Below are 5,732 nucleotides of genomic sequence, written 5' to 3'. Positions count from 1 at the left end.
CGTATATCGCTTGCTGCTCATAGACACCTCCGAATCGACCATTTTCCATGGCCTTGAGATGTCTAGGAAACCCTGGGCGTATCAAATTCCCGTCGATGTTGACTTCGCCTGCCATGAAGATCGAATAGGCCACGCGTTGCATAAATGATGAGCGCGAACAACACGATTGGGATGAGTAGGCCGGGGCCACCGGCAGCGATCATATCCTTGAACATTCACGCGTCCTCAGTAAGCGCGAAGATCACGATGATCTGCAGATGAGCGGAAGCCAGATCGGAAGATGTCACGTTTTCAAATGCCGATTCCATGATCAGTTCGTGACCGGAAGCGCCGCGATCCTGGAGACACCAGGCAGTCGCTGCGTATAGAGCTTGGCCATGTCATCGGGGTTGACCACATGTGCAAAGTGCTCGAGGCCGATGGTCAAGAAATCACCATGGCGGCCATCGCGCTTGATTCCAACTTCAACGGCCTTAAGCGCGCTGATCCAATACCAGGAGACGTTGTCGTTGTCCTCGCCCCTGTAGGCGTACCAGAGCGGGATACGGAACATGCGCTCGAACGCGACCGCTTTCAGCAGCTCTTTCTGCAGGCCTAGCGTGAAGCAGGGCGAGCCGTCCCACTCCTTCAAGTCGAAGTTCTTGGCGTCTACTGCAATCAATCCGATAGAGTCGAGCAGGACCATGAAATCCGGTCGCTTGATCTCGCCACTAAAGAGTGGGGCGAAGCTTTCCCTTGCCTGGCAGACCGCAACGTAGGACAAGCCAGAGTCGCCAAGCCACTTGCAGAGATCCGTTTCCCCGATATCGCCTTTTTCCTTGATCGCATCCTTGGTGCCTACGATGGACTCCGAGATTCTTCGCAAGATTGACATGTCGTTCCCTCAAGTGGCGCGGAGCGTGGTGTACACAAAGCAGCAAATCATTTCATCGGTCGCTCTGTACAACTACTTGATAGCAGATCTTCGGTTTTGCGATACGAGTCACTGGCTGGGCGATCGATGCCAAGCATTTGAGGCGTGCTTGCACTGCGAGCGCGGAGTCAGGCAAAGGTCTTATGTGGCTATTGACATGCCACACCTTGCACTCGCAATCTAAGCCCAAGGAGCGTCGAAACTCCGTACATAGCGGTACCCACCTCCGTCAAACCGGTGGGTTTTTTGTGCCTGCATCCTGCAGGTACAAGCCGATGCGATGCCTGCGTCGGGAGGGCGGCTAATACAACACCCGCAAGGGGAATATGCCCGCCGACTATGTACGGTTTCGAACCTCCCGACATCCCGTCGCCGTTGGCGGCGGTTCTTGGGTTGTTCCAGGAGGGCGTTGCCATGTCTACCGCACCATCCACGCCGGCATCGGTGCCGAGTTATCTGTTACCAGCCTCCGCTCACGGCCTGCTGTGGGACGTAGGCGAGGTGCTGCGCCGGCTGGCCGCACGCGCGGCTATTGAGCAGGCCAGCGACGATCCCGCGCAGCAGTTGCTCAGCCAACCCGGTGTGTTGTCGCAGGCCTTGCGCAGCCTTTCCGCACGCATCGACGTGGCGTTGCAGCAGTGCGTTGCTGCACCCGTCACCAACACTCGCCACCCGGAGGCGCCATGACACGCCGCCGCCCACCCAACGCGTCCGCCACCGCACGGCCCACCCGTCAACGTGCGCACACCGCGCCATCCAAGCGGGTGCAATGGGTCATCGTCGAACCCGATCGCACCCAGCTGCCCCCAATGCTGCCGCCCGAGCCGGACACAACGCCGCAAGGCCCCGGCCGTTTGCCTGCACCCCGCCGCGCCCGCCGCCCGCGCCAATGCACCGTCAGCTACACCCTCTACCCCGGCGCCCACGACCACGCTGGCGACCAGCACGTGCCCCACGTCCGCCTTAGCGGGCTATGGCTGGAGCAGTTGGGCTTCGCTATCGGAACAAAGCTACGGATTACTGCCAGCGAGGGGCAGGTGTTGATGGAGGTGTTGGCGCCGGTGGAGGCGCCGGCCAAGGCGCGTAGCGTGCGGCGTTGATGGTGCGGGGAACAGAGACCTGCGATTGACCTCAGTGCCGCATGCCACTAGCGTCGCAGCCACACCAGCGCACAACGGACGCTTCATGATCGCGCGGCCCCTCTACGCCTTGCTCGCCACCCTCGCTCTGGGCGCATGCGCCCACACGGCGGCCACCCCAGCCCCGGCAACCGTCACGGAGACATCTGCCATGCGTTCCTCACCCGATTCCGCAGTCATTCCCGCTGGCAGTGAACCCAGCGGGCCGATACGAACGGCAGAGGATGCGCTTACCCGCATGCTTGCATTGATTCAAGCGATTCACGGACTTGACGATCTGACACCTGACTACCTGCAGTCCAAAATGGGGGTTCCGGTAACGCATGCGGCAACAGATCCCAAGCGTTACGGCGCCAGTGCTCCGCTTACCAGTGAATGGGGTTACAGCTTTGGCATGGACCAGACGCCTACTGCGGGGCGTTGGTTCGAGTTCACCTTTGTTCCAGCGCAAGCGGGTGCTTCCCCGCCCATGACGGAGATCTGCAGGGTCGACTTCGATACGTTTACCAAGAAACTGGAAAACATCGGGTTTGTGCGTCAACGCAACATGGTGGAAGACGGGCGATGGATGAGTGACTTCTTCAGTCGCCCAGGCATGCGCGTGGAGGTGTTTCCACGAGGCGAGGCCGATGCGCCGCAGGAGCGGGTGGAGCACCACTGCGTTGAATGGATCTACATTCGTTAATCCAAGGAACGGTCATGCCATTGAGTCCACAGGCGCAAGCGATTGTTGATGACTTCGGCCGCCAGCCAGGCGTCAGCCCCGAACATGTCGTCAATTTGCAGGGTGTGCTCGCCGCATCGCCCGTTTTGCTTGACCAATTCAATGAGGCGGTTGCCAAGCAGCGCGTGCTCGGCCTAAAACCCCTGACCGACCCGAATGCAGGCGGAACGTTCACGCCGGATGATCATTCCATCCGGCTACCTCTGGCCAGGTTGTCGAATGGACCTGGTGGGAAGTCGCTCGACTCCGGTGAGATGACGTTTGTACTAGGCCATGAATTGCAACATGGCCTATACAGCACAGCCGCAGCCGCCTCTCGTAAAGATTTCGAAACCGCTGCGGTGCAGACAGCCAAGACCACGCACGACTATTCTGACGCAGCCGAGAAAGTTCTCTCAAGCAACCGTATGGATGAAGCGAGTGCAGAAATCGCAGGCTGGAATGCAACCGTTAGCAGGGTAAGGCAATCAAATCCGCATGCTTCCTTGGAAGATATTTATCGGGAAGCGCCAGGCCGTATGCATGACTTCATTGATCGGACTGGCGGAATGCCGCAATTTAATTACGCGCTCAAGTCCAACCTCACCTTGAACGCAGATATGACGATGCCCGCCAACGCTGCCAACGTCGAGGCAATGGGCGTCAACTTCTTCGACAAGGCTGCCAAGAGCACTCGCATTGGTCACGCGGGGCAGTCTGACTACGCCAACCACTACGGCCCGTGGGTGGTTGGAACAGCTGCCATCTACGAGCGTCACTACAACAAGCCCAGGCCCGGCGATCCAGAACAGCCAATGATCCTGGACATGCAGCGTCTGGGATTAAAAGAAGAAGTACTGGAACGCAACGGCATCGACCTGGGCAGCGATACGCGCCCCATGCCTTACCTCGACAGCAGCACGCAGCCACCGACGCCCGGCCTGTTCCAGCACAGCAAGAATACCCACTTGCACGTGTCGCCAATCTCCGTGCAGGAGTTGGAGCACGAGTTGCGTGAGCGCGACCCGCAATCACAATCATCACCGGCGCTGTCGCCCTCGCAGCCTGGCCACGCGGATCATGCGCTGTACCAACAGATCAAAGGCGGCGTAGAAAAGCTCGATGCGCAACATGGCCGGGAGTGGGATGCATCGAGTGAGCGCATGACGGCAAGCCTGCTTGTGCTCGCAAAGGAAGAAGGCTTATCGCGGGTAGACCATGTGCTGCTCAACAACCCGACAGACAAGCTCGCGGCCGGAGAAAAGGTGTTTCTGGTGCAGGGCACCCAGAGCGATCCAGCGCACCACCGTGCCGACATGGCCACTGTGCAGGCAGTGCAAACGCCTGAAAACCAGTCGTTCGAGCGCGTGCAATCGATTAATCAAGCCCAATCGCAGGCACGGGAGCAGCAGCAAGCGCTTGAGCAATCGCAACAGGAAGTCCCTCCGCCTGGACCAACGATGACGCGTTGAGATCGTTTGCGGACATGCTTGCAAAGGATTGATCAATTCGCGAGATAGAAGGTTTTTCTCAATTTCCTTTGCGCAAGTCCGCTCCCCACAGCACCCAAACCGCCACCGATGCTCGCGCCCGAGCCGGACACAACGCCGCAAAGCCCCGGCCGTTTGCATGCACCCCGCCGCGCCCGCCGCCCGCGCCAATGCACCGTCAGCTACACCCTCTACCCCGGCGCCCACGGCCACGCCGGCGACCAGCACGTGCCCCACGTCCGCCTCAGCGGCCTATGGCTGGAGCAACTGGGCTTCGCTATCGGCACAAAGCTACGGATTACTGCGAGCGAAGGGCAGTTATTGATAGAGGTGTTGGCGCCGGTGGAGGTGCCACTCCAGCCGCGCAGGGCGCGAAGGTAGGCCTGGCAGCAACGACTTGGGCTGGTCCAGCCAGAGGGCGCGAGGGCACCTCCACCCAAGCGAGCTTGTCACCCCCATCGTCTTCGTAGATCGGTCTGGAAAGCGCAGCAATCCGAGGTCGCTGTGCTGGCCGGAACAGGACCGGATCAGCCGGGTGGTGTAACTTGTCCAGCCTGGACACGTTGAGTGTGCATGGCGATGAAGCGTATTGGACATAGGTGTTGGGCACTAATTTTTGCAGGAGTTCTTCTGTTGCCTGGGTGCGGTAGAACACAGCCGGAAGCTGGTAGCCAACAAGCGGAGGCCACTGCTGCAGCCCCTAGTCCAACGCCAAGTTCTGATGTCGCCGCGCCGCAATCGTCCCAGGTTGGGATCGGAACCTATGTCACCGAGGGTGGTTGGGGACGTCTGGTCATTGAGGCACCAAAATCCCAAGGATTTCCGACGTTTTCATTGGACACAGAGAATGTCGATAGCGGGTGTACGCTTTCTGGTCAGTTGGATAAAAGTGGCAGTGGAGTCGTTTACGAAGGTGCGACGCCAAGCCAATGCTCACTTGCGCTGAAGGCGGAGCCGGGTGGCGTGGCCGTCAATACCTCGACCAAAGCACAGTGTCAGGTCTATTGCGGAAGTAATGGTAGCTTCGAGGGAAGCTACAAGCGCGTGTCTTCAAGCTGTGCCGCGGATGCAATCGAGAAGGCGCGTCATGACTTCAAGCCTCTCTATGATCAGAAGAAATACGCTGAGGCCAAAGCTGCGCTTGCGCCTATTTACCAAAATTGTGTGAAGACGATGGGCCTGGCCGAAGAGGGCGCACTACGAAACGATTACGCGCTAACGCTCTACAAGTTGAAAGATAAGTCGGAGTGCCTGTCGGTTCTATCCAAATATAAGCAAGATACTGCCCGCACGGATGACCAGATTTCCGATGGGATGGCGCCAGCGGTCGTTGACGACTACTTGGCCGTCATCCACGCTGCACGCACGAACATAGCGCTTTGCAGCCGTTAATTGATTGATTCGTTAGGGAACCTCTGAACAACGCACCACAGATACGCGACACTACCCGCCTATTGTTGAGGAGTGATCCATGCAACTGACGTTCG

The 5,732-nt window shown here is 58.9% G+C and carries 7 protein-coding genes; 6 read left to right on the top strand and 1 reads right to left on the bottom strand.

Translation table 11 applies throughout. The annotated features are described in order from the left end of the window. Window positions 1–310: 310 nt before the first annotated feature. Window positions 311–874, bottom strand: a complete 564-nt coding sequence (locus tag XcyCFBP4188_RS21975; protein ID WP_006451559.1) for a hypothetical protein — start codon at window positions 872–874, stop codon at window positions 311–313. Window positions 875–1,327: 453 nt separating this feature from the next. Between XcyCFBP4188_RS21975 and XcyCFBP4188_RS23305 the strand changes: the two genes are divergently transcribed. The 6 genes from XcyCFBP4188_RS23305 (at window position 1,328) to XcyCFBP4188_RS22780 (ending at window position 5,637) form a co-directional block, all read left to right on the top strand. Beyond that, the gene (locus XcyCFBP4188_RS23305; protein ID WP_043909642.1) at window positions 1,328–1,600 is read left to right on the top strand and encodes an XAC0095 family protein; all 273 of its coding nucleotides are present in this window, start codon (window positions 1,328–1,330) and stop codon (window positions 1,598–1,600) included. Beyond that, window positions 1,597–2,013, top strand: a complete 417-nt coding sequence (locus XcyCFBP4188_RS21960) for a SymE family type I addiction module toxin (protein WP_104592855.1) — start codon at window positions 1,597–1,599, stop codon at window positions 2,011–2,013. Before XcyCFBP4188_RS23305 ends, XcyCFBP4188_RS21960 begins: the two co-directional genes overlap by 4 nt. Window positions 2,014–2,098: 85 nt before the next feature. Beyond that, window positions 2,099–2,737 (top strand): hypothetical protein, encoded by a 639-nt coding sequence (locus XcyCFBP4188_RS21955; RefSeq protein ID WP_006451553.1) that lies wholly within the window; start codon window positions 2,099–2,101, stop codon window positions 2,735–2,737. A 14-nt stretch (window positions 2,738–2,751) separates the two neighbouring features. Then, entirely contained in the window at window positions 2,752–4,227 is a 1,476-nt protein-coding gene (locus tag XcyCFBP4188_RS21950) for an XVIPCD domain-containing protein (RefSeq protein ID WP_104592854.1), read from the top strand. A 108-nt stretch (window positions 4,228–4,335) separates the two neighbouring features. After that, window positions 4,336–4,626 carry a SymE family type I addiction module toxin gene (locus tag XcyCFBP4188_RS21945; RefSeq protein WP_104592853.1) on the top strand — a complete coding sequence of 97 codons (291 nt, stop codon included), beginning with the start codon at window positions 4,336–4,338 and terminating at the stop codon, window positions 4,624–4,626. Between the two features lie 192 nt (window positions 4,627–4,818). After that, complete coding sequence (locus XcyCFBP4188_RS22780; RefSeq protein WP_139051619.1) at window positions 4,819–5,637, top strand: hypothetical protein; 819 nt, start codon at window positions 4,819–4,821, stop codon at window positions 5,635–5,637. Window positions 5,638–5,732 lie beyond the last annotated feature (95 nt).

Origin of the sequence: Xanthomonas hortorum pv. cynarae, assembly GCF_002939985.1 — a bacterium.
GTDB classification, from domain to species: Bacteria; Pseudomonadota; Gammaproteobacteria; order Xanthomonadales; family Xanthomonadaceae; genus Xanthomonas; species Xanthomonas hortorum_D.
The sequence above is the reverse complement of the archived record's forward strand: the minus strand, read 5'-3'. Positions and strand labels throughout refer to the sequence as shown.

Coding starts and splice junctions, on each gene's coding strand:
- XcyCFBP4188_RS21975 (WP_006451559.1), bottom strand. CDS start 874: ATGTCAATCTTGCGAAGAATCTCGGAGTCCATCGTAGGCACCAAGGAT.
- XcyCFBP4188_RS23305 (WP_043909642.1), top strand. CDS start 1,328: ATGTCTACCGCACCATCCACGCCGGCATCGGTGCCGAGTTATCTGTTA.
- XcyCFBP4188_RS21960 (WP_104592855.1), top strand. CDS start 1,597: ATGACACGCCGCCGCCCACCCAACGCGTCCGCCACCGCACGGCCCACC.
- XcyCFBP4188_RS21955 (WP_006451553.1), top strand. CDS start 2,099: ATGATCGCGCGGCCCCTCTACGCCTTGCTCGCCACCCTCGCTCTGGGC.
- XcyCFBP4188_RS21950 (WP_104592854.1), top strand. CDS start 2,752: ATGCCATTGAGTCCACAGGCGCAAGCGATTGTTGATGACTTCGGCCGC.
- XcyCFBP4188_RS21945 (WP_104592853.1), top strand. CDS start 4,336: ATGCTCGCGCCCGAGCCGGACACAACGCCGCAAAGCCCCGGCCGTTTG.
- XcyCFBP4188_RS22780 (WP_139051619.1), top strand. CDS start 4,819: ATGGCGATGAAGCGTATTGGACATAGGTGTTGGGCACTAATTTTTGCA.